Source organism: Thermus sp. KWY1, assembly GCF_057547025.1.
Genome location: NZ_BAAJPG010000018.1, coordinates 46,730 through 73,273 on the forward strand (window position 1 = coordinate 46,730; position 26,544 = coordinate 73,273).

Consider the following 26,544-nt stretch of genomic DNA (forward strand, 5'->3'; position numbering starts at 1 on the left):
GCTTGGCGCCGTAGCCAAGTGGTAAGGCAGAGGTCTGCAAAACCTCCATTCGCCGGTTCGAATCCGGCCGGCGCCTCCAAAGCATGGGCGCGTAGCTCAGGTGGCCAGAGCACTACCTTGACACGGTAGGGGTCGGTGGTTCAAGTCCACTCGCGCCCACCAAGAACCCCCGGGGCCAGCCCCGGGGGATTTTCTCATCCCGGGCGCGCCACCGGCGCCAGGGGGTGGAACTCGGCCTCCTCCGGGAGAAGGCGCCGCTTCTTGGCCCGGCGGTACACCGCATCCCACATGCGGCAGAAGGAGCAGACCGCCCCCGTGGTGGGGTAGCCGCAGCGCTCGCACTCCCGCAGCTGCACCTCCTCGGCCGCCTGCAGGCGGGGCTGGATCCTATCCAGAAAACCCTCCAGGAAGCGCAGCTTGGCCCCGGGCATCTCCCGCTCCACCAGGTTCAGGGCCTCCTTGTAAAGGAGGCTCTTGGCCCCCTTGGCGTTGGGGCACTCCTCGTGCAGGTAGCGGATCCCCCTCAGGAGGGTGTAGGAGAGGACCTCCCGCTCGCTAAAGCGGAAGAAGGGCTTGACCCGGGCGGCCAGGCCCGGCTTTTCGGGAAGCACCGGCCCCTGGCGGACCAGGGCGTCCTCCTGGGGGTTCAGGAGGTTGCCGAAGAGGACCGCCGCCTCGTCGTCCAGGTTGTGGCCGGTGGCCACCACCCTAAAGCCCCCCTCCACCGCCACCTGGTTGATGATGTACCGCTTGGAAAGGCCGCAGGCGGAACAGGCCACGCGCCCCGAAAGCTCCGCCAGCTCCGGAACGCCAAAGCCATAGGCCTGGCGCAGGTCCACCACCCAAAGCTCGAGGCCCCGGTCCTGGGCAAAGCTTTGCGTAACCTCAAGGCTCCTTTCCGAGTAAGCCCCGATTCCGAGCTGCAGGTGAAGCCCCACCGCCTCATAGCCGAGCCGCCAAAGCACATCCCAGAGGGCCAGGGAATCCTTACCCCCGGAAACTGCCACCAAAACCCGCTCGCCCGGTTGAAGCATCCTGTGGCGGCGGATGGCCCGCTCGGTTTCCTTGACAAACCACTCCAGGTAGTGCTCCTTGCACAGGGAAAAGCCCCTGCTCCGAAGCTCCACCTGGGCCTTCTCGCCGCAAACCTTACACACCATGGCCGCCTTCACCCCACCCCCCGGAGATAGCGGAGAGGACCTCGAGGGTCTCCCCTTCTCTCACCCTCTCGTCCAGGGTGAGGAGCTCCTCCCCCCGGATCACCACCACCGTTTCCGGGTTCAAGCCCAGCTCCAGGAGGATCTCCTTTAGGGGCCTATCCCCTTTGACCTCCACCTCCTTGCGCTCGGGAAGGCGCAACACCAGCTTCATCCCGCTAGTGTACCAGGTGGGGGCGCACCAACTCCGTGAGCCTTTCCAGGGTAAGGCGGTTCCGCTTCTCTATCTCCTGCCTCCTGGGAATCTCCGGGTAAGGTGCTTCGGGATCGTGCAGGGTGGGGGTAAGGGGTTTGCCAAGCCTTGCCTCCCACTCTCGAAGCCACCCTTCCGGCAGGCGCTCGGGAAGAGGAAGGCCATGGAAGACGTGGTAGAGAAGGGCCCAGACCCGCACGGTGGCGTCCAGGCTGTACCCACCCCCCAGGGTGAAAAGCACCCTCCCCCCCGCATAGGCCTCGGCGTACTCCAGGATGAGGGGAAAGATGCGGGCATAGGCCCGGGTGGTGAGGAGAAGGTCGGCCAGGGGGTCCAAGAAGTGGGCATCGGCCCCCGCCTGCACCACCAGCACATCCGGGCGGAAGGCCCCAAGAGCCCAGGGCACCAGGGCCTCAAAGACCTCCAGGTAACTTTCGTCCTCGGTGAAGGGCTCCAGGGGCAGGTTGAGCTTCCTCCCCACCCCTTCTCCCCGCCCGATCTCGTGCACGTGGCCCGTGCCCGGGAAAAGGTAGCGCCCCGACTCGTGGAAGCTCAGGGTCAGGACCTCCTTTTCCTCGTAGTGGATCCACTGCACCCCATCCCCATGGTGGACGTCTATATCCAAGTAGGCCACGCGAAGCCCAGCGCGGGTCAGGTGGCGGATGGCCACGGATAGGTCGTTGTACACGCAAAAGCCGCTGGAGCGGTCGTACTGGGCGTGATGTAGACCCCCGCCCAGCTGGAGCACCCGCTTCTCCCCGGCCAGGATCCGCCGGGCTCCCTCCAGGGTGCCCCCCACCAAGATCCTGGCTGCCCGGTCCATGCCGGGAAAGACCGGGGTGTCCCCCGTGCCCAAGCCGTAATGCTCCAAATCGGGCACCCTCTCCCCCCGGCTTGCCGCCTCCACCCGCTTCACCAAGCGCTCGGAATGCACGGAAAGCACGTCCTCCCGGGTGGCCTCCCCTGGGATCAGGGGTTCACGCCACACCCCCAGGGCTTGAAGAAGGGAGGTGAGCATCTCCAGGCGCACCGGGCTGAAGGGGTGGCTGGGACCGAAGTTGTACAGGCGGTACTCGTCCCGGTAGATCACCATGGCTTCTTGGGGGGCCAGAGCACCTCAAACCCCTCCTGGCGTAGCCCCTCCGCAAGAAGGTGGGTTTCCAAGGTATTCACCCGCACCACCGCCCGCACCCTATCCCCATCCTCTGGATACGAGAGGAGGGAGTGGATGTTGATCCCCCGGCCCGCCAAAAACCCCGTGAGCCGGGCCAGTTCCCCCACGCGGTCGGGGAGGCGCACCTCGAGGCGGCCCGAGGGCTCCGTGACCCCGGTGAGCTTAAGGAGCGCATCCAAAAGATCAATCCCCGTGACGATCCCCACCAAAGCGCCATCCTCCAGCACGGGCAGGGAGCCGATCTTCCTTTCCCGCATCACCCGGGCGGCCTCCTCCACGGGATCCAGAGGATGGGCGGTGACCACCTCCTGGGTCATCACCTCCGCCACGCGGGTGCACCCTGGGCAAGGCCCCTTGGGGTTTAGGTGGCTGGTGGCCAGGCGGATATCCCGGTCGGTGATGATCCCCACCAGCCTTCCCTCCTCCATCACCGGCAGGTGACGGATGCCCTTCTCCAAAAGGAGGCGGTAGGCCTCCTCGAGGGTCACCCCGGGCTCCACCGTGATCACGGGGAAGCGCATCACGTCCTGGACCAACATGAAAATAGTATACCCCGGCGGGATCCGCCGGGGCCTTCTCCCCAAAACCTACAAGATGTCGTCCCGGATGCAGGCCTTATAGTGGCCGGGAGCCACCTCCTTAAGCTCCGGCACCACCTGGGCGCACTCGGGGAGGGCATAGCGGCAGCGGGTGCGGAACACGCATCCGGAAGGGGGATTGATGGGCGAAGGGATATCCCCCTGGAGGACGATCCTCTCTCGCTTCACCGTGGGGTCGGGGATGGGCACCGCCGAGAGCAGGGCCTCGGTGTAAGGGTGCTTGGGATTGCGGTAAAGCTCCTTCGAGGAGGCAACCTCCATCACCTTGCCCAGGTACATCACCGCCACCCGGTCGGAGATGTACTCCACCACCGCCAGGTCGTGGGCGATGAAGAGGAGGGTCAGGCCCAGCTCCTCCTTAAGGTCCTGGAGGAGGTTCACCACCTGGGCCTGGATGGATACATCCAAAGCGGAAACCGGTTCGTCCGCCACGATGAAGTCCGGGGCCACCGCAAGGGCGCGGGCGATGCCGATCCTTTGCCTCTGGCCGCCCGAGAACTCATGGGGGTAGCGGCGCATGTGGTCCGGGGAAAGCCCCACCAGCTTTAAGAGCTCCGCCACCCTTTCCGTGCGTTCCTGGGGCGTCTTGCCGATCCCGTGGATGATGAGGGGCTCGGCGATGATGTCCCCCACGGTCATGCGGGGGTTCAAGGAGCTGAAGGGGTCCTGGAAGATGATCTGCATCCGGCGGCGGTAGGGGCGGAGTTTGTCCTTGGGCAGGTCCGTGATGTCCTGCCCATCGAAGAGGATGCGCCCCCCCGTGGGCTCGATGAGGCGGAGCAGGGTCCGGCCCACCGTGGTCTTGCCGCTTCCCGACTCCCCCACCAGGCCCAGGACCTCCCCCTTCTTGATGGCAAAGGAAACCCCGTCCACCGCCTTGACGCTCCCCACCACCCGGGAGAGGATGCCGCCGCGGATGGGGAAGTGCTTCTTCAGGTCCCGGATTTCCAGGAGGACATGGTTGCCGTTCATGCCCGCACCTCCCGGATCTCCCGCCAGCGCACGCACCGCACCTGGCGGCCGTCACCCGTGTCCTCCAGGGGTGGCACCTCCCGGTCGCAAAGGCCTTCCACGTAGTGCTTGCACCGGGGGTGGAAGGCGCAACCGGGGGGCAGGTACAAGGGGTTGGGCACATTGCCGGGGATGGCCTCGAGGCGCTCCCTCCGCTCCGCCGCCAGGTCCAGCCGGGGCACGGAGTGCAGAAGCCCCCGGGTATAGGGGTGCAGAGGGTCCTTGAAAAGGGGCACCACGTCCGCCTCCTCCACCGCCCGCCCCGCATACATCACCACCACCCGGTCCGCCATCTCCGCCACCACCCCCAGGTTGTGGGTGATGAAGAGGATGCTCATGCCGATCTCCTCCTGGAGCTTCTTCATGAGCTCCAGGATCTGGGCCTGGATGGTCACGTCCAAAGCCGTGGTGGGTTCGTCGGCGATGAGGAGGGAGGGATTGCAGGAAAGGGCCATGGCGATCATCACCCTTTGCCGCATCCCCCCGGACATCTGGTGGGGGTAGTTGGCAAGCCGCTTCTTGGGCTCAGGGATCCCCACCAGATCCAGCATGTGGGCCGCAAGCTCCATGGCCTCTTTGCGGCTTTTCCCCTGGTGGAGCATGATGGCCTCGGCGATCTGGTCCCCCACCGTGTACACGGGGTTTAAGGAGGTCATGGGCTCCTGGAAGATCATGGCGATGTCGTTGCCCCTGATCCTCCGCATCTCCGCCTCGGACAGCTTGGTCAGGTCCCGGAGCTCCCCGTCCTTGCCGCGGAAAAGGATCTCCCCGGCCACGATCCTACCCGGAGGCGTGGGAATGAGCCGCATGATGGAGAGGGCCGTCACGCTCTTCCCGGAACCCGACTCCCCCACCACCGCCAGGGTTTCCCCTTTGTCCACATGGAAGGAAACCCCGTCCACCGCCTTCACCACCCCGTCGTCGGTGAAGAATTGGACTTTAAGGTCTCTCACCTCCAGTAACCGCTTTTCGTCCATGCGTACTCCTTTGGGCACTGCCGTCTAAACACCTCATCCGTTATACGCCATACCGGGTCAAAAGAGAAGGGCCTACTGCCTCCGCCTGGGATCCAAGGCATCCCGCAGGCCATCGCCCAGGAAGTTCCAGGACAGCACGGAAAGGAAGATGAAGAACCCGGGCCACAGCACCCAGGGCCGGTCGGTGAAGGAGGCAAACCCCCCCTGCTGGGCCGCCTGCAGGAGAAGGCCCCAGCTGGTGTAGGGCTCCGTGACCCCAAGCCCCAGGAAGGAAAGCCCGCTTTCCCCCAGGATGAAGCCGGGTATGGTCAGGGAGAGGCTCACGATCACGTAGCTGGCAGTGGCAGGCAGGATGTGGCGGGCGATGATGCGCCCATCCGAAGCCCCCAAGGCCCTGGCCGCCTGCACGTAGTCCATCTCCCGCACGGAGAGGACGATCCCCCGCACCACCCGGGCCAACCCCCCCCAGCCGATGAAGCCCAAAAGCCCCACCACCAGGTAAAAGGTGATGAGAGGATCGATATTGGTGGGAAACACCGCCCGCAAGGAGATGAGGAGGAAAAGGCTGGGGATGGCGGCGATGATCTCCACGGTGCGCATGATGAGGTCGTCAGGATCGAGCTTCAAAGGCTCCCGGAAAACCTTCCAAAGGATAAGAAGGGCTCCCCCAAAACCCAGGAGCAGGACGAACCCATCCACCGCCAGGGAAAAGACACCCTTGCCAGGGCTGAGCCGCACAAAGGACCAGGCCAAGAAAAGAACGCCAGCGGCCACCGCCAGCCAGAGAAGAAGGCCCACAAGCCCCAGCACCCCGCTCCAGCCGCGCCAGGCTCGAGGGGGGAGGGAAAGGGCAAAGGGCCGCCCCGAAAAGTAGCCGGCGATGCCCCCCAGCAAGAGCCCCAGAGCGAAGGAAACCAAAGCGGAAAGGATACCGATGGTAAGGGATACCTGCCCCCCGTAGACGATTCGGCTGAAGAGGTCCCGGCCAAAGTTATCCGTACCCATAAGGAAGATGCGCCCCGGGGGATCCACCCCAAAGAGCCTTAGGTCGGAGCGGAACACCTTGAAGACGGTGTAGGGCTGGTCGGGGGTTCGCACGAAAAAGCGCAGGTAGAACTTGCCCTGGGATGGATCCTCCTCGTAACGGGGCTGGAGGGTTACCGGATCAATGCTGCGTTTGGTGGCGTAGACAAAAGGCCGACTGAGCCTTCCCGTTTCGGGGTCCACAAAGTGGATTGGGGTGGGCGGGTGGTTCCCCTTGGGGGGATAGAGCTCATAGTAGTTGGGATCGTAGGGACTGAAAAACCCGGCGAAGGCGGCCATCAGGTAAAGTACCAGAAGAATGCGCCCGCCCCAGACCGCCAGGCGGTGCTTGCGAAACTGGCGCAAAACCAGCTGGGTTCGGGTGGTAGAAGACGAAAGGCGTTCCACAGATCACCCCTATTCGTAGCGGATCCTGGGGTCCACCCAGGCCAGGAGGAGATCGGAGATGAGGTTGCCGATCATCAAGAGGACCAGGCTCACCGTGAGAAAACCGGCGATCACGTAAAGGTCCTGGTTGGCGATGGCGTCCAGGAAAAAGGGGGTAATACCTGGCCAGGCCATAACCACCTCCACGAATCCCGCTCCCGAGATCAGGCTGGGAAGAAGCCCGCCCAAGGTGGCCACAAAGGGAATCACCGCGTTGCGAAAGGCATGCTTGTAAAGGACCACCCGCTCGGCCAAGCCCTTGGCCCGGGCCGTGCGGATATAGTCCTGGGAGAGGACCTCCAGCATCTGTCCCCGCATGAGGCGGGAAAGCCCGGCAATATCGTTGGCGGTGGCCACCAGCACAGGCACCACCGCATGCCAGGCGATGTCCAGGATCTGGCGCAAGGGGGGCATCTGCTCAAAGCCGCTGCTGGTCATGCCGGAAACCGGAAAGATAAGGGTACCCGTGCGGAACTTGATCTGGAGAAGCACGTAGATGGCGATGAGCGCCAGGAAAAAGCTGGGCACCGAGAGCCCGATGTAGGCCAGAAAGGAGAGGAGGCGGTCACCCAAAGAGTACTGGCGCACCGCCCCGTAGACCCCGACGGGAATGGCCACCAGGTACAGAAGAAGGGTGGAGGGGATGACGATTACCATGGAGTTCACCACTCGAGGCCAGATCACCTCCAGCACCGGAGCCTGATAGGCAAAGGAATAACCCAGGTTCAGGTGCAACAGGTTATCCATCCAAAGCAGGTACTGCTCGTAGATGGGGCGATCCAGGCCGAACTGGGCCCTAAGGCGGGCGATGGTCTCCGGGGTTACCTTGGGATCCAGCTCCAGCTGGGTCAGGTAATCCCCCGGGGCCAGCTGGATGATGAGGAAGGCCAGGAAGGTAGCCCCGAAGAAGGTGGGGATCAGGTACAGGATTCGGCGAAGGATGTATGCGGTCATGGCTTCCCAAAGTATCCCCGGGGCCGATAGACCCCGGGGATACTCTACAGCTAGCTCATTTCTTGATGAAGGTCAGCTCCAGCTCCCGCTGGCCCCAGATGCTGCTGATGATGGCATCGGGGTGCTCCCCACCCAGGCGGTTGTTCCAGGCGGGGTGGTAGTTGGGCCCGGCGATGTAGATGACGGGAAGGAGCTGGGCCTCAATCTCTTGCATGCGGTAGCCGATCTCCACCCGCTTCTTGAAGTCCAGCTCGGTGCGGCCACGGGAGTAAAGGGCATCCAGCTGGGTTTCCCTGGGGTCCAGGCACTGGCCGGACTTGTTCCACATGTGCAGGTTGCCCTTGCAGGGCACCACGTTGGAACCGAAGGGCCAGTCCAGGCCACCGCCGGAGAGGCCGATGATGATGGCGTCAAAGGGCCGGTCGGGGCCGGAGGAGAGGAGCTGGCCCACCAGGGTGTTGAAGTCTATGGCCTGGAAGTTGACCTTGACCCCCACCTTCTTGGCCTCGTCCACAATGAGCTTGGCGATCTGCTCCCGCTGGTTGTTGCCGGCATTGGTGGAAAGGTTGAACTCAAGCCTCCGGCCCTTGGAGTCCACCAGGTAGCCTTCCCTGTCCTTCTTGGTGAAGCCCAGCTCCGCCAGGAGTTTGGCCGCCTGCTGCAGGTTGTACTCGTACTTGGGCACCTTGGGGTTCACCCACTGGGTGAGCACGGGGTAGACGCTGGTGTACATGGGGGTGCCCAGGCCACCGTAGACGATGTCGATCACCGCCTGGCGGTTCACGATGTGGCTCATGGCCCGCCGGAACTTGTCGGAGCGGAAGAGGCTTTGCTTGAAGGGATCCGAGGCCTTGTTCCAGTTGAAGACCATGAACTGGCTGCTGGCCGCCGGTGAGGCGTTCACCTTGATGGTGGCGTCCAGGCGGCCCTGCTGGATGGCTTGGCGAATCTGGGAAACATGATCCACCGTAGGGGGTGTAATCCAGTCAATATTCCCCGCCAGAAACTCTGCCACCTGGGCGTTGACGTCCTTGACTATCTTAATCTCATATCGGTCCAGGTAGGGCAGGGGATTCCCCGCCTCGTCCTTGTTCCACTCCCCGAAGGCGGGGTTGCGCTTCAGGACCAGGCGCTCACCCGGGCGGTAGCTTTCAATGAGCCAGGGCCCGCCGGAAACAATGTTTTCCGGCTTCTCGTTCAGGGTCCACATCTTCTTGATGCCCTCTGCCCCTTCCTTCTGGTAGACGGGCCCGAAGATGTGGGCTGGCCAGGGCGCAAAGCTGGCCACGGCAAAGGCTTGCGCATCCGTCTTGGGATAGATGAAGCGGATGGTGTAGTCGTCAATCTTGCGCAGGGTGATGGGCTTGCCGTCGATGAAGAAGGAGTCGTAACTGTTGGACCCCACCGCCTTATCCGTGTGGATGCGCCAGGTCATGATCCAGTCGTCAGCGGTGATGGGGTTGCCATCGGACCACTTCATGCCCCTGCGGATCTTGAAGGTGATCTCCAGCTTGTTGGGGCTGACGGTCCAGGACTCGGCCATGTAGGGAATCCAATCCCCGGTGGTGGGATCCCGGGTCACCAGGCCCCTACCTCCGGAGATGATGTCAGGAACGTTCCCCGCCTCTGCGGTGATAAAGGGGTTAAAGGTGCGGTAGTCGGAGATAACCGCTGCCCGCAGGGTACCGCCCCTCTTGACCTCGGAGGGCTTGGCCACCGTCCACTTCTGCGGCCAGACAAAAGTCTGGGCACCGGCCACACCTGCCAGGGCCATGGCCCCCACCAATACCGCTAAGACTTTCCTCATAGCGTTTACCTCCTCCCCTTCCTTACGCTGATCAGGGTACCCGGTTTCTCTGAACCCTGTCAAGGATGCTACCCCTTTAGCTTGACCCCGGTGCCAGCACGTGGAAAAATCCCCTCCATAAGGAGGTGGTGATGAAAGCAGTGGTCATGGAGGCTCGAGGGGGTCCAGAGGTCTTAAAGGTGGCCGAGGTGCCCACCCCTGAACCCGGTCCCAAGGAAGTAAGGATCCGCGTCAAAGCCGCAGCCCTCAATCACCTGGACATCTGGGTGCGCAAGGGAGTGGCCAGCCCCAAGCTTCCTCTACCCCACATCCTGGGGGCCGATGCCTCAGGGGTGGTGGACGCAGTGGGGCCTGGGGTAACGGGCTTTGCTCCTGGGGACGAGGTGGTGGTCAACCCCGGCCTTTCCTGTGGTCACTGCGAGCGGTGCCTGGCGGGGGAAGATAACCTCTGCCCCAAATACGAGATACTGGGCGAGCACCGCTTTGGAGCTTACGCCGAGTACCTGGTGGTACCCGAGGCAAACCTCCTCAAGAAGCCACCAAACCTTTCCTTTGAAGAGGCCGCTGCCATCCCCCTGACCTTCCTCACCGCCTGGCAGATGGTGGTGGACAAACTCCAGGTGCGGCCTGGCGAGGATGTTCTGGTCATGGCGGCGGGTAGTGGGGTGAGTGTGGCCGCCATTCAGATCGCCAAGCTCTTCGGGGCCCGGATCATCGCCACCGCAGGCTCGGAGGAAAAGCTCAGGAAGGCCAAGGAGCTGGGAGCCGATGAAACCGTGAACTACACCCACCCCGACTGGCCCAAGGAGGTGCGCCGCCTAACCGGCGGGAAGGGCGCCGACAAGGTGGTGGACCACACGGGGGCCCTTTACTTTGAAGGGGTGATCCGGGCCACGGCCAATGGGGGCAGGATTGCCATCGCCGGGGCTTCCTCGGGATACGAGGGCACCCTTCCCTTCGCCCACGTGTTCTTCCGGCAACTTTCCATCCTGGGCTCCACCATGGGCTCCAAAAGCCGTCTTTTCCCCATCCTGCGCTTTGTGGAACAGGGAAGGCTAAAGCCCGTGGTGGGGCAGGTCCTTTCCTTGGAGGAGGCTGCGGAGGGACACCGCCTCCTGGAGGAGCGGCGCGTCTTTGGAAAAGTGGTGCTACGGGTGGACTAGTCTTCTCCAGGCGGGAGAAAGATCCCACCTCCGTAGTAAGCTGGCGGACCATAGGGCGAAGATTATGGGATGGGGTCAAGACCTTTGTCCCTAACCGGAAGCCGCCGCCCATAGGGTTTCCTTAAGGGTAGAATGCAGGGCGAGGTGAGACCATGGAGCACACCGACGTGATCATCATTGGTGCGGGCCCCGCTGGGCTTTTTGCGGGTTTTTACGTGGGCATGCGAGGGCTTTCCTTCCGCTTCATCGACCCCTTGCCCGAGCCAGGGGGACAGCTTTCCGCTTTGTATCCGGAGAAATACATCTACGACGTGGCGGGCTTTCCCAAGGTGTACGCCAAGGACCTAGTGAAGGGCTTGGTGGAGCAGGTGGCTCCCTTCAACCCCATTTACAGCCTGGGGGAGCGGGCGGAAACCCTGGAGAGAGAAGGGGACCACTTCAAGGTGACCACCTCCTCCGGGAACACCTACACCGCAAAGGCGGTAATCATTGCCGCCGGAGTGGGTGCCTTTGAGCCCAGGCGCCTGGGTGCCCCGGGGGAAAAGGAGCTGGAGGGCAAGGGCGTTTACTATGCGGTGAAGACCAAGGCCGAGTTCCAGGGCAAGCGGGTCCTCATCGTGGGAGGTGGGGATAGCGCCGTGGACTGGGCCCTGAACCTTCTGGGCACCGCTAAGGAGATCACCCTGATCCACAGGAGGCCCCAGTTCCGGGCCCACGAGGCCAGCGTGAAGGAGCTTTTCAAAGCCCATGAGGAAGGGCGCCTTACCGTGCTCACCCCCTACGAGGTCCGGCGGATTGAAGGGGATACCCAGGTGCGCAAGGCGGTGATCTTCCACAACGGAACCCAGGAGGAAAAGGAGCTAGAGGTGGACGCTGTGCTGATCCTGGCGGGCTACCTCACCAAGCTGGGGCCCCTGGCCAACTGGGGGCTGGAGCTGGAAAAGAACAGGATCAAGGTGGACACCACCATGGCCACCAGCATCCCCGGGGTCTACGCCTGCGGCGACATCGTCACCTACCCGGGGAAGCTTCCCCTAATCGTGCTGGGTTTCGGCGAAGCCGCCATCGCCGCCAACCACGCCGCCGCCTACGCCAACCCCGCCCTCAAGGTGAACCCCGGCCACTCTTCGGAAAAGGCCGAGGAGAAAGCCCCGGCCTGAGATTCCGCCCCGCTACTCACGGGCCCCGGGGTAGCCCGGGGCCTGGCTTTGTCCTAAGATGGGGGCATATGCGGGTTGCCCTTTTCATTGACGGATCCTACATGTACCTGGCCACCAAGCGCCTGGGTTGGAACGTGGACCACCGCCGGGTCCTGACCCAGTTCGCCACCCCGGAGCAGCTTTACAACGCCTTCTACTACGTGCCCATCACCGATCCCGAGGACGAGCGTCAGCAGCGCTTCATCGACGCCTTGGTCTTCATGGGCTACACGGTGCGAAGCCGCTTGGTCCGGGGAGAAGCCCGGTTTGAGGCCATGATGGCCACGGACCTCCTCACCACCGCCCCCCGCTGGGACCGGGCCATCGTGGCCAGCGGTTCGGGGGAACTGGCCCACACCTTCAGCGCCCTGAGGGCCATGGGGAAGGAGATCCACCTCCTTGGCGTGCACGAGCTGGCGGACCTCGAGCTCCGCAACCAGGCGGACCGCTTCCTGAACCTCCCCGAGTGGCGGGAGGTGCTGGAGAGAACCCTGGGGGGCCGCCGCACCTACGCGGGCTACCCCGTGGAGGCCACGGTGGAGGTGCCCCCCGCCCCGGTGGAAGACACCCAGTCCTGATCTATGCCCCCGGGCCCCTGGCTGGTGCTGCTGGCAGCGGGCCTTTTCTACCTGGCCCTTCCCATCCCCCCTACCCTACCCCCCTCCCCAAGCCTCAGGGATCTTCTCCCCTACCCAAGGGAAGAGCGGGAGGCTTGGGTGAGCCTCCACCTGAGCTTGAAGGCCAGCCTGCACCTGCTTTTAGGGGAGAAAGTGGCCCGGGCCTACGACCGCCTCTTGCGCCTCGAGCTCAAAAACCAGCGCTCCGGCAAGCGCGCCGCATACCCCGAAGCCAAAAGTGCCCTCCTGGCGGCCAAGCGCTGGGTGGAGGCCATCGGCCAGGCCAAGCGGAGCCAGAAGGTGGACCTCGAGGGCCTGCCCACCGCCCCCCACCATGTACTTCCCTACGCCCGGGAGATCCGCGCCGCCGCCTCCGCCCTCGGCATTCCTTATGGGGTGCTGGCCGCCATTGTGGATAACGAGCAGTACGGGGGGGACAAGGCCTTGGGGCTTTCCCGGGGGGTGCGGGAAGCGGCGGACGGCTTAGCCCAAGGTCTGGCCGAGGTCCAAGGCCACGCCCCCTTGAGCCGCACCCTGGGCCTGGCCCAGATGAGCTGGGAGGATGCCCTCAAGCAACAGGACCGCCTGCGACTCTTCGGGGCCTGGGATCCAGCAAGACCCTTCCCCAAGACCGAGACCGAGGCCAGGAAGGCCCTCGAGGATCCCTACCTCAACCTCCTCTTCACCGCAAGCCGGCTTAGAGGCTACTTCAACGCCCTCCTCGGCCTCCCTCCACGGGATACCCGCCTTCTGGATGACCCCTGGCTCTACTACCTGGGCCCCGCCTGGCACAACTACCCCTTGCGGGCCCAGAACCTGGAAACCTGGGAGGATAGCTTCCACGGCTTTTTCAAAGGCCTCCTCTACCAGGTGGTCCTGGAAGGACGCTGGCACCTCGAGGGGCGCATCCTTATTCCCGTTAAAGCCTGGGGGTCTGGAGCACAGGATCCCGCTCCCTCTTCCCTCCCCACCCTCACGCCCTAGATCCGTTCCATCCAGGGAAGGGGCTCCCCGGGAGGCAGCACCGGCCACCTTCCCTGCCGCATGTGGTGAAGGATGGCCTCCACCGCCTTTTCCGCCTCCTCCACCCAAAGCCTGGGGTAAAGGGAGCGCTTGGCCCAAAACTCCTCCTGGTCAAAGACCTGGCAGGTATGGTCGGCCTGGCAACGCACGTCCAGCTCGAGGTCGTACTGGCGAAAACCCCTTCCCGTCCACTCCGCCGGGGTCTGCACGTTCCAGTAATACTCCAGCACCCGGCCCTCCCTCACATCCGGCCCCCCGGAGTACCAGGCCCCAGGGAAAAAGGCCACATAGGCATCGTGGTCCAGCACCACCGCCTTCCCCTTGGCCACGTGGTGAAAGATCCCGCCCTGTGGCAAAAGGGTCAGGACGCCTTCAGGTCTCACCTCCACCACCCGGGCTTCCCAGAAGTAGTGGAGCACATCCCCGGGAAACTTCCAAAACTCCACCCGGACATGATCCCCAGGGGCAAGCGGCCAATCCATATCCCCACCGGCCCGGCCTTCAGCCAGACAACGCCCCAGCTCACCTGGGGTCCAGGGCTGGGCAAAGCCGGTCTACTTCTTGGTGCTGATGCCCAGGACCTTGTAGATGGCGCAGAAGCCGGTGACCGCCGTGAAGAGGAGGACCACCCCCACGATCCCCAGGATCCAGTTCCAGGGAGATGCCGACTGGAAAGCGATGTAGAAGAGGACCAGGGCCAGGATAAAGCGAATCACCCTATCGGTGGTGCTCTCGTTTACCGTCATGGCTCACCTCCTCCTTTAGTGTATACATAGCGGGCGGGACGTTTGGCCTTAGTCCTCCCTTGTGCTAAAATAAGCCCTTGGCATGGGCCGTTAGCTCAATCGGTCAGAGCGGCCGGCTCATAACCGGTTGGTTGCAGGTTCAAGTCCTGCACGGCCCACCAGCGCCCTATCTGCAAAAGTCCCGCCTCCTCAAGAGGCGGGAAACGTGTTTGTACCAGCCCCTTCCTCTGGCAGAATCTAGCCATGGAGGCCCTGCAAGCCTTTCAAATCCTGGATCTGCGCATCGGCCGCATCTTGAAGGCCGAACCCCACGAGAAAGCCCGCAAACCCAGCTACAAGCTCTGGATCGACCTCGGGCCCTTAGGGGTCAAACAGAGTTCCGCCCAGATTACCGAGCTTTACCGCCCCGAGGACTTGGTGGGCCGCCTGGTGGTGTGCGCGGTGAACCTGGGAACCCGCTCCATCGCAGGCTTCCCCTCCGAGGTGCTGGTCCTGGGGGCTAAGGATGCGGAGGGCCGGGTGGTCCTCCTCACCGCGGAGCGGGAGGTACCCCTGGGGGAAAGGGTCTTCTAGCGGGTCCGGGTCACCTTGGTGAGGTGCCGGGGCCGGTCCGGATCCAGGCCCCGGGCCCGGGACAGGGCCTCCGCCTTGGGATAAAAGGCCTGGGCCAGGAAAAGAGGCGTGATCTCGGGCTCGGAGGCCACGGGAAGCGCCAGGGGAGAATCCGCCAGGGCCAGGGCATCGGGCTCCGGGGAGAGAACGAGAAGATGAGCCCCTTTCGCCTTTAACCCTTCCAGGGTGGAAAGAAGGGCCTCCAAGGCCTCATCCTTTTGCACCAAGGCCAGCACCGGAAAGCCAGCCTCCAAAAGGGCCTGGGGACCGTGGAGGAACTCCGCCGCCGAAAACCCCTCCGCATGAAGCCCCGCCACCTCCTTCAGCTTCAAGGCCGCCTCGAGGGCCACGGGGTACGTGAACCCCCGCCCCAGGACGAAAAGGTTTTCCGCATCCTCCAGGTAATCCAGCTCCCCCGAGGCCTCCAAGGCCCGGTTCAAGGCCTCGGGTAAGCCGGGAAGGACCTGGCGCAGGCGGGATTCCTCCACCAGGTGGGCCAGGAGATGGAGGGTGGCGGCCAGCATGGCCAGGAAGCTCTTGGTGGCGGCCACCGCCTTCTCCTCCCCGGCATGGAGGGGAAGGACCACCTCCGCCATCCGGGCCAGGGGGCTCTCCTCCCGGTTCACCAGGGCCACGGTGAGGGCTCCCTGGGAGCGGTAGGCGCTTACCGCCTCCAAAAGGTCGGGGCTTTCCCCGCTTTGGCTAAAGGCGAGAAGAAGGGAGGGAAAAGGCACCTTGGGCCTAGCCCGGTAAAGGGTGAGGACGGAAGGGGCCAAGGAGAGAACCGGCCACTCCAATCGGGCCTCGAGGAGGTACTTGGCAAAAAGGGCCGCATGGTCGGAACTCCCCCGGGCCACGGTAAGGGTGAGGGCCGGGGGGCGCTTCCTCAGGAAGCGGGCCAGGCTCCTCACCTCGCCCTCGTTCTCCCTAAGGAGGCGCTCCATGACCTTGGGGGCTTCCTCCGCCTCGGTACGCATCCAAGAGGCCATAGGTTCACTATAGGGCACGGGAAGCCCCCTCCTGTCACCTGGTCCTTCCCAGAAGGTAGTGGTATACTTCCACGGATGGACCGCATCGTCATCCGGGGGGCACGGGAGCACAACCTCAAGAACATCAGCCTGGAGCTCCCGCGGGGCAAGTTCATCGTCATCACCGGGGTTTCCGGCTCGGGCAAGAGCACCCTGGCCTTTGACACCATCTACGCAGAGGGGCAGCGGCGCTACGTGGAAAGCCTCTCCAGCTACGCCCGCCAGTTCCTGGGGGTCATGGACAAGCCCGAGGTGGAAAGCATCGAGGGCCTCTCCCCCGCCATCTCCATCGACCAGAAAACCACCAGCCACAACCCCCGCTCCACCGTGGGCACAGTAACGGAAATCCACGACTACCTCCGCCTCCTCTATGCCCGCATCGGCACCGCCTACTGCCCGGAGTGCGGCCGCCCCATTGAGAAGCAATCCGCCAGCGAGATCACCGACCGCCTCCTGAAGAACCCCCCGGGCACCCGGGCCATCCTCATGGCTCCCTTGGTGCGGGGGAGGAAGGGGGAGTACCGCAAGCTTTTCCAGCAACTCATGAAGGAAGGCTACGCCCGGGTGCGGGTGGATGGGGTCATCTATCTCCTGGAGGAGGCCCAGAACCTAAACCTGGAAAAGTACGAGAAGCACGACATTGACCTGGTGATCGACCGGGTGGTCCTTAAGGAGGAGGAACGCCCCCGCATCGCCGAGGCAGTGGAGCTCGCCCTCCTTAGGGGCGAGGGACTCATGCGGGTCTTTTACCCGGATTCCGGCCAGGAGGAGCTTTTCTCCGAGAAGTTCGCCTGTCCCGAGCACGGAAGCGTCCTGGAGGAGCTCGAGCCCCGCATCTTCTCCTTCAACGCCCCCTATGGGGCCTGCCCTGCCTGCTCGGGTCTGGGTTACAAGCAGGAGTTTGACCCTGAGCTCATCGTGAACCCCGAGCTCTCCCTGGCCGAGGGGGCCATCCTGCCCTGGGCCCGGGGGCGGGACACGGGGCGAAGCTACCTCTGGGACCGGCTTCGGGCCTTGGCAGAACACATGGGCTTCGACCTCAAAACCCCCTTCAAGGACCTGCCGGAGGAGGCCCAGCAGGCCGTGCTCTACGGCCTTCCCGAGCCCTTTGAGGTGGTCTTCCGCCGGGGAGGCAAGGAAACCTTCCGGGTGGAGGTCCACTACGAGGGGGTCATCCCCTGGCTGCAGAAGCGGTACCAGGAGGCGGAGTCCGAAGGGGTCAAGGAGGTGCTGGAAGGCTTCATGTCGCAGAAGCCCTGCCCGGTGTGCGGCGGCACCCGCTACAAGAAGGAAGTGCTCTCCGTAAGGGTGGCGGACAAGAACATCGCCGAGGTTTCGGCCCTGCCCGTTCGCGAGGCCCTGGAGTTTTTCCGGAACCTCGAGGCCTATCTCTCCCCCTTCCAGGCCCAGATCGCCCGCCCCATCCTGCGGGAGATCGTGGAGAGGCTGGGCTTCCTGGTGGGGGTGGGGCTGGACTACCTCACCCTGGACCGAGCCGCCAACACCCTCTCCGGAGGGGAGGCCCAGCGGATTCGCCTGGCCACCCAGGTGGGAAGCGGCCTCACCGGGGTGCTTTACGTGCTGGACGAGCCCAGCATCGGCCTCCACCCCAGGGACAACCAGCGCCTCATCCAGACCCTGAAGCGCCTCCAGGGGCTTGGAAACACCCTGATCGTGGTGGAACACGACGAGGAAACCATGCGGGCCGCGGACTGGATCGTGGACATGGGACCGGGGGCCGGCATCCACGGAGGAGAGGTGGTGGCCCAAGGACCCCTGGAGGAGATCCTTAAAAGCAAGGAGAGCCTTACCGGGGCCTACTTAAGGGGGGAAAAGCGAATCCCCGTGCCCAGGGAGCGCAGGAAGGGGAACGGCAAGTGGCTGGTGCTCAAGGGGGCCCGGGAGCACAACCTGAAAAACATCACCTTGAAAATCCCCTTGGGCCGCTTCGTGGCGGTGACCGGGCCCTCCGGTTCGGGAAAGAGCACCCTGATCCACGATGTCCTCTACGCCGCCTTGGCCCAAAAGCTCATGCGGGCCAAGACCACCCCTGGAGCCTACGAATCCCTGGAGGGAGTGGAGCACCTGGACAAAGTGATCGAGATCGACCAGTCCCCCATCGGCCGCACCCCTCGCTCCAACCCCGCCACCTACACCGGGATCTTTGACGAGATCCGCGACCTCTTTGCCAAGACCCCGGAGGCCAGGAAGAGGGGGTATGGCCCGGGTCGCTTCTCCTTCAACGTGAAGGGGGGGCGGTGCGAGGCCTGCGGGGGCGACGGCACGGTGAAGATCGAGATGCTCTTTTTGCCCGACCTCTACGTGCCCTGCGAGGTGTGCAAGGGCAAGCGCTACAACAAGGAGACCCTCGAGGTGAAGCTAAGGGGCAAGAGCATCGCCGACGTCCTGGACATGACCGCCGAGGAAGCCCTGGAGTTTTTCCAGAACGTTCCCACCATCGCCCGCAAGCTCCAGCTCATGGTGGACGTGGGCCTGGGCTACATGCGCCTGGGCCAGCCCTCCCCCACCCTTTCCGGGGGCGAGGCCCAGAGGATCAAGCTGGCCACGGAGCTGGGCCGCAAGGCCACGGGCCGCACCCTTTACATCCTGGACGAGCCCACCACCGGCCTTCACTTTGACGACGTGGCCAAGCTTCTCAACGTGCTCCATCGCCTGGTGGACGCCGGCAACACCGTGGTGGTCATCGAGCACAACCTGGATGTGGTGAAGACCGCAGACTGGGTGATTGACCTGGGCCCCGAGGGGGGCGACCGGGGCGGGGAGATCGTGGCCGAGGGTACCCCGGAGGAGGTGGCCCTCACGGGTAGCCCCACAGGGGTCTTTTTGGCCAGAATCCCCGAGATCGCCGAGCGGCTGAAGGTGGCCGCGGACTAAGCCTTGGCTTTGGCGGATTTCCTGGAAACCTGGGCGGGCTGGCTCCGGGCCAGAATCCCTTCCAGGGCCAAGGACAGGGATTTCTCCACCTCCTCCCCGAAATCCCGGTTAGGGGTATAGGCCGCCCAGCGCAAGGCGGCGAGGAAGTAAAGGTCGGCCAAGGTGCGGCCCATGCGCTCCAGGGAAAGGTCCTGCCGCACCACCCCCTTTTCCCGCAAGGGCTTCAGGACCTCGGCGATCAAGTCCCCTAAAGGCAGGGCCAGGAAGGCGGCCTTGGCCCGGACGGGATCGGGGTTTAAAAGCTCGTAGAGAAGGGGCAAAAGAAGGTCCTTCTCCGCCTGGGTAAAGGCGGCAAGCCTCTGGAAGAGGAAGCGGAGGAGGGCCATGGGATCCTCTTTCTGGGCCAGGCGCCGCCTTACCTCCTCTCTGAGGTCTGCAAGAAGCAGGCTCCCGTATTCCAGGAGCACGGCTTCCTTATAGGGGTAGTAGTTGAAGAAGGTACCCCGGGACACGTGGGCGGCCTTGGCGATATCGGTGGCGGTGGTTTCCCGGAAACCCTGCTGACGGAAAAGGGCCATGGCTGCCTGGAAGATGCGCTCCCGGCGCCGCTTTTTCTGATACTCCCTCACGGTCATGGGGGTAGTGTACTACCGTATAAACTTAAAGTTCAATCGCTTTTTGCGCCCAATCCTCTAAAGCCTTAAGCAGGGATAACCCCCCCAGGGTGGTATAGACCTTGGCCTCCCGGTGGAAGGAACCATCCGCCACCTGGTAGCCCTGCTTGGCCAAGGCCTGGGCCACCTCCCCTGGGGCCGCCACCCGGGAAGGAAGCCTGCCCACCTCGGCCAGGAAGAGATGGGCGTTGAAGCCCAGAAACACTGCCTCTAACCCCTCCCATACCTCCTCCACGAAGGCCACATAGGAGGGATCCCGGGCCATCCGGCCTGGCCTTTTGGCCCCGGGGATGAGGAGGGCTTCCGGGGGCGGGGCCGCGGGGAAGGCGTAGGTGGGGGTCCAGATGGAGCCCGCCAGGGCCGGGGTTCCCTTGCGGCCCTTGGCCACCGTATAGGCGGGAAGCCCCAGGCGCTTGGCCGCCTCGAGGGCTAGGGCCGCCTCCAGCTCGGAGAACTCGGGGAGGAGCAAGATGGCTAGCACTTTAGACCATTATGGCAGAAGCCGGTAGAGGAGAAGGGCCGCCTCCCCCCGGGTCACGGGATCGGCACCCGAAAGCTTGCCCTCCCCCAGCGCCTGCAGGAGCTGGTTCAGGGTGAACCGCTTCAAGGGCTTTTGCAGTTCCTCCCGGAAAAGCTCCCTGGCCTTCAGCACCACTCTAAGGCGCTCCTCAGGCCCCTTCGCCCGGTAGTAGTGCTCCAGGTTGGCCAAGAAGTCCCCCAGGAGAATGGGTTCGGAAAGGCCCAAGGAGCCTTTCAGGTAGTAGGGTCCGGCGAAGAGCCCCCGCCTCAGGAGGGCCACCGCCTCCCGGTACCCTGGCCTTTCCGCCTCCACCCGGCCTCCCTCCGGGGAGGAAAACCTAGCCCCCCTTTGGGCAAGCCGCTTGCGCAGCGCCTCGAGGGCCTGCCCGCTTGCGGCCAACTCGTGAAAATCCGCCAGGGGCACCTTCATAAGCCCTGCTTGCGGCGCCCGCCGAAGGAGGGCCACCGCCACCCCTGCCGCCTCCCCCAAGGCCATCTGCAAGGGAACCACCCGGGCGGAAAAGGCGGCCACGCTGTCAAACCCTGCCGCCTGGGAAACCACCAGGAGGTTTCTCAACTCCTGGGGCACCAGGCTCCGGAAGGGCACCCCGTAGGGCGCCGGGGTACCCAAAAGGTAAGGGGTTTCCCCCGGGAAGTAGGCCTGGCCGTCCAAGGGGTACCCCCCCAGGGCCACGGCGTCAGGAAAGGTCCGGCCCAGGAGGACCTCATCAGCCTTCAAGCGGTAAAGGGCCTTCAGGTGGCGGCTTTCCCGGACATAGAGGCTAGGGGCCACCCCGGCCAGGCGGGCGGTGCCAAAGAGGAGGGGATCCTTCTCCCGCAGGTAGGCCACCACCCGCTCGGCCTCGAGGGCCGCTTCCAGGCGCATGCGCTCCAGGCTCAAAGGATCCGCCCCCTCCACCCCGAAGAGGAGAAGGGCGTTGACCAGCAGGCTCCCGTCGTCCTGACGGGCCAGGTTCAAGCCCCGGAGGGCGTAGCGGCTGGGATCGGAGGGGAGGTAACCCCGCACCAGGCCTGCAAAACCCCAGCCGCTCCTCCCCCAGGCCCCTGCCCCCGTACGCTGCACCTGGCCCTCGTAGTTGAGGGCCAGAAAGACGGCACCCCAGGGAACCCCCTCCAACCGGAAGACCAAGGTGGCCGCCATGCTCCGCTGGTCCAGACCCGTGTCCTCCCTCCCCTGGGTGAAGCTGGCCCCAGCGCGAAAGGCGAGTTCCGCGGTATCGGTGGCATCCACGAAGTAGGGAGCCTGAACGGGGCCCTCAGGGATCGCCACCAGGGTCAGGCGGCTCGCCTCCACCTCCACCCGGTCCAGGGGCACCTGCAACCGGACCTCCACCCCCGCCTCCCGGAGCATGGCCCACAGGGCTTCCTCCGCCCGCTTCACATCAAAGGAAGCCTCCTGCCCGATACGGCGGTAGAAGTCACGAAAAAGCCCTCCCTGGAGGAGACCCTCCCGGTCCTTGGCCAGGTCCAGGGTGGCCAGCCACCCTTGGGTGAGAACCCCTCCTACCCCCCGCCCGGGTTCCAGGAGGAGGACCCTAAGGCCCTCCTGGGCTGCGGCCACAGCTGCCGTCACCCCTTGGGGAGTGGCCCCGTAAACCACCAGGTCGTACTGGGCGTAGGTCAAGCCCAGGGAGAGGATAAAGGGAAAGAAGATGCGCAAGGCGGTAAGCATCTTGGCGAAAACCCCCGATATGGAATCAGGGCAGGCTTTGCTTGGCTTCCTGGTACTCGGCCACCAGCCGGGCCACCACCTCCTTGGCGGAAGGGAGATCCCGGATGAAGGCCACCCCGTGCCCGGCGGAATAAACTTCCTTCCAGGCCTTGCCCCCACCCTGGCGGAAGCGCTCCAGGGATTCCCGGAGGAAGTTGGCGGGCACCCCGGTAACCTCCGGGGTGTACTGGATGTCCTCAGGAGTGGCCCTCAAAAGGGCTTCCTTGTACTCCAGGGGAGCCTCGGACTCCAGGGTGGCGATGAAGCGGGTGCCGATATAGGCAGCATCCCCCAGGGCCAAGGCGGCGAGGAGCTGCCTTCCCGTGGCGATGCCCCCGGCGATGAGCACGGGCACCCCGAGTTCCTCCCTAAGCCAGGGCCCGAGGACAAAGGGGCTCACCATCCCGGCATGCCCCCCAGCCCCAGCGGCCACCGCCACCAGGGCGTCGGCCCCAGCCTCCACCGCCTTTCTCCCGTGCCTTAAACCCACCACATCGCACCAGACCACGCCGCCATAGGCCTTGACCCGCTCCACCACCCGGGTGGGGTCCCCCAAGGAGGTGACCACCAAAGGCACCCTTCGCTCGGCCACCGCCTCCAGGTCCTCCTCGAGGCGGGGATTGTCCTTAAGGATGAGGTTCACCCCGAAGGGAAGCCCTGGGGGAAAGGTCTCCAAAAACTCCCGAAAGCCAGCGTGAGTGCGGAAGTTGAGGCTGGGGATGACCCCGATGGCCCCCGCCTCGGCCACCGCCTGAAGGAGCCTGGCCCCGGAAACCAGGAACATGGGGGCGGCCACGATGGGATAACGGATACCCAGCATGCGGGTGATGGCGGTCTCCATGGGGGAGATTTTACCGGGTTCAAGGATAATCATGGGGTGGAACCGGAGCGCTCCCTAAAACTCTCCATATGGGAAGGCGTCTTGGCCATCCTCTTCCTCAACTGGAGCACGGGGGTGATCGTCACCGGGTATGCCCTGGCCCTGGGCGCTTCCCCCCAGGCCCTGGCCCTTCTGGGAGCCCTTCCCTTCCTGGCCCAGCTCCTAGCCCCCCTGGCCCTTTCCCTGAGGGGAAGCCGCAAGGCCCTGGCGGTGCGGCTCAACTTTTTGGCCCGGATGCTCTTCCTGCCCGCTGCCCTGGCCGCCTTTTTGCCGGAAGGCTTGAGGGTGCCCACCCTTCTTCTTTTTGCCGGCCTCTCCCAGCTTCTGGCTGCCCCGGTGGGGGTCCTCTGGCTCTCCTGGATGGCGGACCTGGTGGCCGAGGAAAGGCGGGGACGCTACTTCGGCTTCAGAAACGCCCTCTTGGGCCTGGTGGGCACCCTGGGGAACCTCATGGGGGGTATGGTGGCCGACCGCCTTCCTTCACCCCTGGGCTACCAGGTTGTTCTCCTTCTGGGGGTGGGGGCCGGGCTTCTTTCCGTCTTGCTTCTCCGCCTCCAAAGCGAGCCTTCGGAATCCCCCGCCCCTCCCGCCCGAAAGGCTCTCGGGATCGCCTGGCAGGACCTGGCCTACCGGCGCTACCTGGGCCTGGTTTTTCTCTGGTACGGGGCGGTCATGGTGGGAGGACCCTACGTCATCCCCTACTTCGTACAGGTGGGTGGCCTCTCCATGACCGAGGTGGGTCTTTGGACGGTGATCTCCGCCTCAAGCGGCCTCCTCTTCGGACCCATGTGGGGCCGGATGGCGGACCGGGAAGGTCACAAGGCCGTCCTCTTCCGCACGGCAATGGTGGCAGCCTTGATGCCCCTCCTCTGGCTTTCGGGGTCCAGGGCCTTTCCCTGGCCCATATGGCTTTCCGCCCTTGCCGATGCCCTGGCCTGGAGCGGTCTCGGAACCGCCCTGGCCAATGCGGCCTTGGCCCACGCCCCCAGGGAAGCCCGAAACGGCTACCTGGTCCTCTTCTGGCTGGCCCTGGGCCTGGGAGGGCTTTTGGGAAGCCTGCTGGCGGGAAGCGCCGCCAGCCTGGGCCTGGGGCCAAGCCCTTACCACTTCCCCATCCTCCTTTCCCTAGCCTTGCGCCTCGGGGTGGCCCTCCGCTTACGCAGACTCTAACCCCTTGCGCCGCATCTCCCCCCAGACCCCCCGTTTCCGCCAGACCTGGAAGGTGGCGAGAAAACGCTCCCAGGCCAGGATCTGGCGGTAGCCCAGGCCCTCGAGGATCGCCAAAAGAAGGAGCGCCAGGCGGTCCCTTAGCCGGGGATAGCGCTTGAGAAGCAAGGTCTCCATGCCCACCGCCAGCTGGGAAAGAAGCACTCCGTAGGCCACGGCCAGGAGAAAGAAGAGGAAGGCAAACTCCGCATTGAAAAGGCCGAGGAGGTAGAAAACCGGGAAAAGCACATACCCCAAAACCTCCACCACCGGGGCCAGGGCCTCGAAGAGGACGAAATAGGGCATGGCCAGAAGGCCGAGCCGGCCATAGCGGGGGTTGAAGAGCATCACCCGGTGGTTCCAGAGCACCTCCCATAGCCCCCGGTGCCAGCGGTTCCGTTGCTTCCTAAGGGTGGCCCAGTCCGCGGGCACCTCGGTGTAGCAGATGGGATCCGGGGTGTACACGATGCGGTACTCCCGCCCCTCCTCCCGGGCCCGGCGGTGGAGGCGCACCACCAGCTCCATGTCCTCCCCCACGGTGTCCGTGCGGTACCCCCCAACCCTCAGGGCCTCCTCCCGGCGGAAAAGGCCAAAGGCTCCCGAGATGATGAGCAGGGCTCCCATGGCGCTCCAGCCCGCCCGGCCCATGAAAAAGGCCCGGGCGTACTCCACGATTTGCATCTTCTCCAGAAACCCCCGGGGAAGGTGCAGGGCCTCCACCACCCCTTCCCGCACCACCGCCCCGTTTAGGGGCCGTATGGTCCCCCCCACGGCCAGGACGCGGTCATCCTCCAGGAAAAGCCGGCTCGCCCGAAGGAGGGCCTGGGCATCCAGGAGGCTATCCGCATCCACGGCGCAGAAGAGGGGGTAGCGGGCCAGGTTGAGCCCGGCGTTTAGGGCGTCTGCCTTGCCCCCATTCTCCTTGTCCACCACGATGAGGTTGGGGTAGACCAGGGAGCGGTAGACCGCCCGCACGGGCTTGGTGAGAAGCGCCCGGCGGTAGACCCATTCCACCTCCACCAGGCGGAAGGCCTCCTTGAGCACCTCGAGGGTCCGGTCCTTGGGCCCATCCGCCACCACGATCACCTCAAACTCCGGGTAGTGCAGGCTCAAAAAGGAGCGCACCGAGTGGGCAATGGTCTTCTCCTCGTTGTAGGTGGGCACCAGGATGGACACGGGCAGGTAAGCCTCCCGTTCCAAAAGGTCCTTCAGGGAGAGCTCGGAAAGCTCCCGGGCGTAGCGGGCCACCATCCCTAGGCCGAAGAAGGCGAAGAGGGCATAAAAGAGGTTCAGGAGGGCGAAATACCACAGGATCACCACCTGGTACAGGAACAAAAAGTCCAGGAGAAGGTTCACGCCGCCTCCCGCAACACCTGCTGGGCCATGGCCCGGCCAAAGGGGTCGGGGTGGCCCTCCGCCGCCCGGGCCAGGAATCCCCTATTCATCAGCAAAAGCCCTTCCGCCGCCGCCCGGCGCACGTAAAAGGAAGGGTCGGAAAGCGCCTTCCACAAAGCCCGCTGGGCCAGCTCGTTCCCGAGAAGGGCCATGAGCCGGGCGGCGTGGGCCCGCAAGAACTCCTGCTCGTCCTTCAAGGCCGCCAGCAAAAGCCCCTCGTACCCCTTGGGTGGGTAGCGCATTCGGTAAAGGGCCCGCATGGCGGCAGCCTTAAGCTCCGGATCCGGATGATCCAAAAAGGGAAGCACCCTCTCCGCCAACGCCACAAGCTTAAGCCGGCCGATGGCCTCTAAAGCCGCCCACACCTCTTCCCTTCCACCCCGGGAGAGGAAGGCCTCCACCACAGGCGTCGCCCGTTCCTCCAGAAGGAGGAGCACCTCCAGGAGGGCCCCGCGGGGCAGGCCCGCCTCCAGGAGAGCCGCCGCCAGCCGTCCAAGCCCCTCACCCCGGGCCACCCGGGCCCCTGCCCGGGCCGCCCCCAGGCGCAGCACGGGATCCCGATGGGAAAGATAGGGGAGGATGGCCTCCAGGGTTTCCGGCAAACGGGCCTGGGCCAGGGCATCCAAAGCCTCCAGCCGGGCAGGCCGGGAGGCCCACCGGCTTTTCAGAAGGCGGATCCAGTGGGGATAAACCTGGCGGAGCCAGTCGGCTATCCGCTCGGAGAACTCCCCCTTGAGCATCTCCCGGAGGTTCAAAAGGGCCTCGAGGGCCGGGCGGGGCCAGGGAGGAGGCGGGGGCGGCTCCTCGTTGAAGAGGGCCTCGGTGAACCGGGCCAGCCAGTCCTCGTAAGCCTTGCGGTCCAAACGCTCCTTGCTGGCGGTGTAGGCGTGGTAGAGCAGGATGTAAGCGGAAAGGGAAGTGAGGGCCAGCCCCGTAAGGACCAGGGCCTGGAACAGGGCCCGGTAGGCCACCGGGGAGCCGAGGAGGTTAAAAATCCGCCCCGAGAAGGCCACCACCAGGCCCCCAAGGGCCAGGGCCTCCAGGAGCACCACCAGAACCACCAGGAGGGCATAAAGCCGCTCACCGCGCCGCCACATAGCGCTCCAAGCGCTTCACCAGCTCCCCGGGGCTGAAGGGCTTGGTGAGGTACTCCTGGGCCCCCAGGGCCTGAGCCTCGGCCACGCTCCGCTCCTGCTTCAGGCCGGAAAGGACCAAAACGGGGGTATTCCTCCTTAACTCCCGTCGCAGGTAGCGCAAAAGATCCAGGCCCGAGCCGCCGGGCAGGTTGATATCCAGGATGATGGCATCCCAGTCCTGGGCCAGGGCTGCTCTTGCAGTGGGGTAATCCCGGGCCAGCTGGAACTGGTACCCCTCCCGCCTTAGGGCCAGCTCCAGGACCCTGGCCACGGTAGGATCGTCCTCCACCACCAAGACGCGGGCCACGCCTCCATTC

Annotated in this window: 26 protein-coding genes and 3 tRNA genes; 10 read left to right on the forward strand and 19 right to left on the reverse strand. The window is 64.6% G+C overall.

Annotated elements, in window-relative coordinates; genetic code table 11:
- Nucleotides 1-4 precede the first annotated feature (4 nt).
- Together AC27GT_RS05850 and AC27GT_RS05855 are read left to right on the forward strand one after the other, a co-directional pair.
- Nucleotides 5-79: transfer RNA gene (locus AC27GT_RS05850), tRNA-Cys, on the forward strand.
- Between the two features lie 6 nt (nt 80-85).
- Nucleotides 86-162: transfer RNA gene (locus AC27GT_RS05855), tRNA-Val, on the forward strand.
- Between the two features lie 32 nt (nt 163-194).
- Here the strand turns inward: AC27GT_RS05855 and ttuA are convergent.
- The 9 genes from ttuA to AC27GT_RS05900 all read right to left on the reverse strand — a co-directional run bounded on the left by ttuA (nt 195) and on the right by AC27GT_RS05900 (nt 9,402).
- A complete protein-coding gene (ttuA, locus tag AC27GT_RS05860) occupies nt 195-1,160 on the reverse strand; it encodes a tRNA-5-methyluridine(54) 2-sulfurtransferase (protein WP_487223687.1) in 966 nt (321 codons plus the stop codon).
- Complete coding sequence (locus AC27GT_RS05865; protein WP_487223688.1) at nt 1,150-1,371, reverse strand: MoaD/ThiS family protein; 222 nt, start codon at nt 1,369-1,371, stop codon at nt 1,150-1,152. Before AC27GT_RS05865 ends, ttuA begins: the two co-directional genes overlap by 11 nt.
- 4 nt (nt 1,372-1,375) lie before the next feature.
- A complete protein-coding gene (locus AC27GT_RS05870; RefSeq protein WP_487223689.1) occupies nt 1,376-2,503 on the reverse strand; it encodes an acetoin utilization protein AcuC in 1,128 nt (375 codons plus the stop codon).
- Nucleotides 2,497-3,123 carry a CBS and ACT domain-containing protein gene (locus AC27GT_RS05875; RefSeq protein ID WP_028494248.1) on the reverse strand — a complete coding sequence of 209 codons (627 nt, stop codon included), beginning with the start codon at nt 3,121-3,123 and terminating at the stop codon, nt 2,497-2,499. The genes AC27GT_RS05870 and AC27GT_RS05875 overlap by 7 nt, the downstream gene beginning before the upstream one ends.
- A 48-nt stretch (nt 3,124-3,171) precedes the next feature.
- Nucleotides 3,172-4,155, reverse strand: coding sequence for an ABC transporter ATP-binding protein (locus AC27GT_RS05880; RefSeq protein ID WP_015717842.1), 984 nt, complete (start codon nt 4,153-4,155; stop codon nt 3,172-3,174).
- Nucleotides 4,152-5,171 (reverse strand): ABC transporter ATP-binding protein, encoded by a 1,020-nt coding sequence (locus tag AC27GT_RS05885; RefSeq protein WP_487223690.1) that lies wholly within the window; start codon nt 5,169-5,171, stop codon nt 4,152-4,154. The genes AC27GT_RS05880 and AC27GT_RS05885 overlap by 4 nt, the downstream gene beginning before the upstream one ends.
- 72 nt (nt 5,172-5,243) lie before the next feature.
- Complete coding sequence (locus AC27GT_RS05890; protein WP_487223691.1) at nt 5,244-6,602, reverse strand: ABC transporter permease; 1,359 nt, start codon at nt 6,600-6,602, stop codon at nt 5,244-5,246.
- Nucleotides 6,603-6,611: 9 nt separating this feature from the next.
- A complete protein-coding gene (locus tag AC27GT_RS05895) occupies nt 6,612-7,595 on the reverse strand; it encodes an ABC transporter permease (protein ID WP_487223692.1) in 984 nt (327 codons plus the stop codon).
- Nucleotides 7,596-7,650: 55 nt separating this feature from the next.
- A complete protein-coding gene (locus AC27GT_RS05900; protein WP_487223693.1) occupies nt 7,651-9,402 on the reverse strand; it encodes an ABC transporter substrate-binding protein in 1,752 nt (583 codons plus the stop codon).
- Nucleotides 9,403-9,533: 131 nt separating this feature from the next.
- Here AC27GT_RS05900 and AC27GT_RS05905 point away from each other — a divergent pair, with 131 nt between their 5' ends.
- From AC27GT_RS05905 to AC27GT_RS05920, 4 genes are all read left to right on the forward strand, one after another.
- Nucleotides 9,534-10,565: a zinc-binding dehydrogenase gene (locus tag AC27GT_RS05905; RefSeq protein WP_487223694.1), complete on the forward strand. Its 1,032-nt coding sequence runs from the start codon at nt 9,534-9,536 to the stop codon at nt 10,563-10,565.
- Nucleotides 10,566-10,717: 152 nt separating this feature from the next.
- The gene (locus tag AC27GT_RS05910) at nt 10,718-11,725 is read left to right on the forward strand and encodes an NAD(P)/FAD-dependent oxidoreductase (RefSeq protein WP_487223695.1); all 1,008 of its coding nucleotides are present in this window, start codon (nt 10,718-10,720) and stop codon (nt 11,723-11,725) included.
- A gap of 68 nt (nt 11,726-11,793) precedes the next feature.
- Complete coding sequence (locus AC27GT_RS05915; RefSeq protein WP_038028539.1) at nt 11,794-12,342, forward strand: LabA-like NYN domain-containing protein; 549 nt, start codon at nt 11,794-11,796, stop codon at nt 12,340-12,342.
- A gap of 3 nt (nt 12,343-12,345) precedes the next feature.
- The gene (locus AC27GT_RS05920; RefSeq protein WP_487223696.1) at nt 12,346-13,365 is read left to right on the forward strand and encodes a hypothetical protein; all 1,020 of its coding nucleotides are present in this window, start codon (nt 12,346-12,348) and stop codon (nt 13,363-13,365) included.
- Here the strand turns inward: AC27GT_RS05920 and AC27GT_RS05925 are convergent.
- Nucleotides 13,362-13,886 carry a DUF402 domain-containing protein gene (locus AC27GT_RS05925; protein WP_487223697.1) on the reverse strand — a complete coding sequence of 175 codons (525 nt, stop codon included), beginning with the start codon at nt 13,884-13,886 and terminating at the stop codon, nt 13,362-13,364. The genes AC27GT_RS05920 and AC27GT_RS05925 overlap by 4 nt on opposite strands.
- Nucleotides 13,887-13,958: 72 nt before the next feature.
- Complete coding sequence (locus AC27GT_RS05930; RefSeq protein WP_487223698.1) at nt 13,959-14,150, reverse strand: YgaP family membrane protein; 192 nt, start codon at nt 14,148-14,150, stop codon at nt 13,959-13,961.
- An 84-nt stretch (nt 14,151-14,234) separates the two neighbouring features.
- On the opposite strand from AC27GT_RS05930, the gene AC27GT_RS05935 reads away from it, so the two are divergent.
- Nucleotides 14,235-14,311: transfer RNA gene (locus AC27GT_RS05935), tRNA-Ile, on the forward strand.
- An 82-nt stretch (nt 14,312-14,393) separates the two neighbouring features.
- Nucleotides 14,394-14,723 (forward strand): tRNA-binding protein, encoded by a 330-nt coding sequence (locus tag AC27GT_RS05940; protein WP_054391944.1) that lies wholly within the window; start codon nt 14,394-14,396, stop codon nt 14,721-14,723.
- Here the strand turns inward: AC27GT_RS05940 and AC27GT_RS05945 are convergent.
- Nucleotides 14,720-15,751 (reverse strand): SIS domain-containing protein, encoded by a 1,032-nt coding sequence (locus tag AC27GT_RS05945; protein WP_487223699.1) that lies wholly within the window; start codon nt 15,749-15,751, stop codon nt 14,720-14,722. The genes AC27GT_RS05940 and AC27GT_RS05945 overlap by 4 nt on opposite strands.
- Before the next feature lie 75 nt (nt 15,752-15,826).
- Between AC27GT_RS05945 and uvrA the strand changes: the two genes are divergently transcribed.
- On the forward strand, nt 15,827-18,685 hold the full coding sequence (gene uvrA / locus AC27GT_RS05950; protein ID WP_487223700.1) for an excinuclease ABC subunit UvrA: 2,859 nt from the start codon (nt 15,827-15,829) through the stop codon (nt 18,683-18,685).
- On the opposite strand, the gene AC27GT_RS05955 is transcribed toward uvrA, so the two are convergent.
- From AC27GT_RS05955 to AC27GT_RS05970, 4 genes are read right to left on the reverse strand one after another with little or no spacing between them, the layout of a single operon-like run.
- Nucleotides 18,682-19,320: a TetR/AcrR family transcriptional regulator gene (locus tag AC27GT_RS05955; RefSeq protein WP_015717857.1), complete on the reverse strand. Its 639-nt coding sequence runs from the start codon at nt 19,318-19,320 to the stop codon at nt 18,682-18,684. The genes uvrA and AC27GT_RS05955 overlap by 4 nt on opposite strands.
- Nucleotides 19,321-19,345: 25 nt before the next feature.
- Nucleotides 19,346-19,840 (reverse strand): hypothetical protein, encoded by a 495-nt coding sequence (locus AC27GT_RS05960; protein ID WP_267261500.1) that lies wholly within the window; start codon nt 19,838-19,840, stop codon nt 19,346-19,348.
- Between the two features lie 9 nt (nt 19,841-19,849).
- A complete protein-coding gene (locus AC27GT_RS05965; protein WP_487223701.1) occupies nt 19,850-21,571 on the reverse strand; it encodes an FAD-dependent oxidoreductase in 1,722 nt (573 codons plus the stop codon).
- Between the two features lie 25 nt (nt 21,572-21,596).
- On the reverse strand, nt 21,597-22,451 hold the full coding sequence (locus AC27GT_RS05970) for an NAD(P)H-dependent flavin oxidoreductase (RefSeq protein ID WP_038071831.1): 855 nt from the start codon (nt 22,449-22,451) through the stop codon (nt 21,597-21,599).
- A gap of 36 nt (nt 22,452-22,487) precedes the next feature.
- Here AC27GT_RS05970 and AC27GT_RS05975 point away from each other — a divergent pair, with 36 nt between their 5' ends.
- Nucleotides 22,488-23,660, forward strand: a complete 1,173-nt coding sequence (locus tag AC27GT_RS05975; RefSeq protein ID WP_487223702.1) for an MFS transporter — start codon at nt 22,488-22,490, stop codon at nt 23,658-23,660.
- Here AC27GT_RS05975 and AC27GT_RS05980 read toward each other — a convergent pair.
- The 3 genes from AC27GT_RS05980 to AC27GT_RS05990 are packed head-to-tail and all read right to left on the reverse strand — an operon-like array spanning nt 23,646 to nt 26,534.
- Entirely contained in the window at nt 23,646-25,052 is a 1,407-nt protein-coding gene (locus AC27GT_RS05980) for a glycosyltransferase family 2 protein (RefSeq protein WP_487223703.1), read from the reverse strand. The genes AC27GT_RS05975 and AC27GT_RS05980 overlap by 15 nt on opposite strands.
- Nucleotides 25,049-26,188: a HEAT repeat domain-containing protein gene (locus tag AC27GT_RS05985; RefSeq protein ID WP_487223704.1), complete on the reverse strand. Its 1,140-nt coding sequence runs from the start codon at nt 26,186-26,188 to the stop codon at nt 25,049-25,051. Before AC27GT_RS05985 ends, AC27GT_RS05980 begins: the two co-directional genes overlap by 4 nt.
- Nucleotides 26,172-26,534, reverse strand: a complete 363-nt coding sequence (locus AC27GT_RS05990) for a response regulator transcription factor (protein ID WP_487223705.1) — start codon at nt 26,532-26,534, stop codon at nt 26,172-26,174. The genes AC27GT_RS05985 and AC27GT_RS05990 overlap by 17 nt, the downstream gene beginning before the upstream one ends.
- Between the last annotated feature and the right edge of the window lie 10 nt (nt 26,535-26,544).

Coding starts and splice junctions, on each gene's coding strand:
- ttuA (WP_487223687.1), bottom strand. CDS start 1,160: ATGGTGTGTAAGGTTTGCGGCGAGAAGGCCCAGGTGGAGCTTCGGAGC.
- AC27GT_RS05865 (WP_487223688.1), bottom strand. CDS start 1,371: ATGAAGCTGGTGTTGCGCCTTCCCGAGCGCAAGGAGGTGGAGGTCAAA.
- AC27GT_RS05870 (WP_487223689.1), bottom strand. CDS start 2,503: ATGGTGATCTACCGGGACGAGTACCGCCTGTACAACTTCGGTCCCAGC.
- AC27GT_RS05875 (WP_028494248.1), bottom strand. CDS start 3,123: ATGTTGGTCCAGGACGTGATGCGCTTCCCCGTGATCACGGTGGAGCCC.
- AC27GT_RS05880 (WP_015717842.1), bottom strand. CDS start 4,155: ATGAACGGCAACCATGTCCTCCTGGAAATCCGGGACCTGAAGAAGCAC.
- AC27GT_RS05885 (WP_487223690.1), bottom strand. CDS start 5,171: ATGGACGAAAAGCGGTTACTGGAGGTGAGAGACCTTAAAGTCCAATTC.
- AC27GT_RS05895 (WP_487223692.1), bottom strand. CDS start 7,595: ATGACCGCATACATCCTTCGCCGAATCCTGTACCTGATCCCCACCTTC.
- AC27GT_RS05900 (WP_487223693.1), bottom strand. CDS start 9,402: ATGAGGAAAGTCTTAGCGGTATTGGTGGGGGCCATGGCCCTGGCAGGT.
- AC27GT_RS05905 (WP_487223694.1), top strand. CDS start 9,534: ATGAAAGCAGTGGTCATGGAGGCTCGAGGGGGTCCAGAGGTCTTAAAG.
- AC27GT_RS05910 (WP_487223695.1), top strand. CDS start 10,718: ATGGAGCACACCGACGTGATCATCATTGGTGCGGGCCCCGCTGGGCTT.
- AC27GT_RS05915 (WP_038028539.1), top strand. CDS start 11,794: ATGCGGGTTGCCCTTTTCATTGACGGATCCTACATGTACCTGGCCACC.
- AC27GT_RS05920 (WP_487223696.1), top strand. CDS start 12,346: ATGCCCCCGGGCCCCTGGCTGGTGCTGCTGGCAGCGGGCCTTTTCTAC.
- AC27GT_RS05925 (WP_487223697.1), bottom strand. CDS start 13,886: ATGGATTGGCCGCTTGCCCCTGGGGATCATGTCCGGGTGGAGTTTTGG.
- AC27GT_RS05930 (WP_487223698.1), bottom strand. CDS start 14,150: ATGACGGTAAACGAGAGCACCACCGATAGGGTGATTCGCTTTATCCTG.
- AC27GT_RS05940 (WP_054391944.1), top strand. CDS start 14,394: ATGGAGGCCCTGCAAGCCTTTCAAATCCTGGATCTGCGCATCGGCCGC.
- AC27GT_RS05945 (WP_487223699.1), bottom strand. CDS start 15,751: ATGGCCTCTTGGATGCGTACCGAGGCGGAGGAAGCCCCCAAGGTCATG.
- uvrA (WP_487223700.1), top strand. CDS start 15,827: ATGGACCGCATCGTCATCCGGGGGGCACGGGAGCACAACCTCAAGAAC.
- AC27GT_RS05955 (WP_015717857.1), bottom strand. CDS start 19,320: ATGACCGTGAGGGAGTATCAGAAAAAGCGGCGCCGGGAGCGCATCTTC.
- AC27GT_RS05965 (WP_487223701.1), bottom strand. CDS start 21,571: ATGCTTACCGCCTTGCGCATCTTCTTTCCCTTTATCCTCTCCCTGGGC.
- AC27GT_RS05970 (WP_038071831.1), bottom strand. CDS start 22,451: ATGGAGACCGCCATCACCCGCATGCTGGGTATCCGTTATCCCATCGTG.
- AC27GT_RS05985 (WP_487223704.1), bottom strand. CDS start 26,188: ATGTGGCGGCGCGGTGAGCGGCTTTATGCCCTCCTGGTGGTTCTGGTG.